1 pseudogene is annotated in these 688 nt (G+C 67.7%); it reads left to right on the forward strand.

The features are described from left to right. Positions 1-183: 183 nt before the first annotated feature. Positions 184-339, forward strand: a pseudogene (locus tag GY812_10740) (ATP-dependent helicase HrpA). Positions 340-688: the final 349 nt, after the last annotated feature.

Here is a 688-nt window from a genome sequence, read left to right on the forward strand (position 1 = left end):
GAGCAGGAAGCCCGACTCGGCGGCGTTCCCGCCGTCGAACCCGGTCAGTTCGCTGCCCCCCTGAAGCAGGAAGGTGTCGGACACCGGGAAGGTCGTGCGCTGGCCCCCTCGTCCTCGGTGCGGGATGTTGTCGTGCCCCACCCCGAGGCCGACGCGGATTGCTCGCACATCCGGCCCGGCGGGCTGGCGCCGGCGGGCAGGGTCCCGTGGGCGCAGCTCCTACGTCGCACGTTCCTCGTTGATGTCCTCCGTTGTGCCGGCTGCGGAGGCCGCCGCCAGCTCGTGGCGCAGATCACAGACCCCGTCGCGATCAAGGCCATCCTCGATCACCTCGGCCTGGCCCCCGACGAGTTCGGTCCGGCCCCGGCCCGTGCCCCACCGGAGTTCGACATCGAGTGGGCCTCCTGACCGAGCTGCGGAGCTGATTCGCTGCCAGCGGAGCGCACTCGTGCGCCTGAACCTCGAAAATGCCGCTCATTCTCACTCGACATCCTCGGTTCAGCCCCGACTCGGAGTGTCACAGGACGCTGAACCCGACCAATCACGCCCCAGGTTGAGAGAGAGAGGGCATCGGCTCGGCCAGTTCGCGTTCACGAAAAGCACTTTGTCCGGCCTACACGCCCTCTGCGAGTGCACAGATACCCACAGATGCCAGCAACACCTTCGGTCTTGGCCACCATCGCTCGCC

The organism is Actinomycetes bacterium (assembly GCA_024222295.1).
In the GTDB taxonomy this organism is placed as follows: domain Bacteria; phylum Actinomycetota; class Acidimicrobiia; order Acidimicrobiales; family Microtrichaceae; genus JAAEPF01.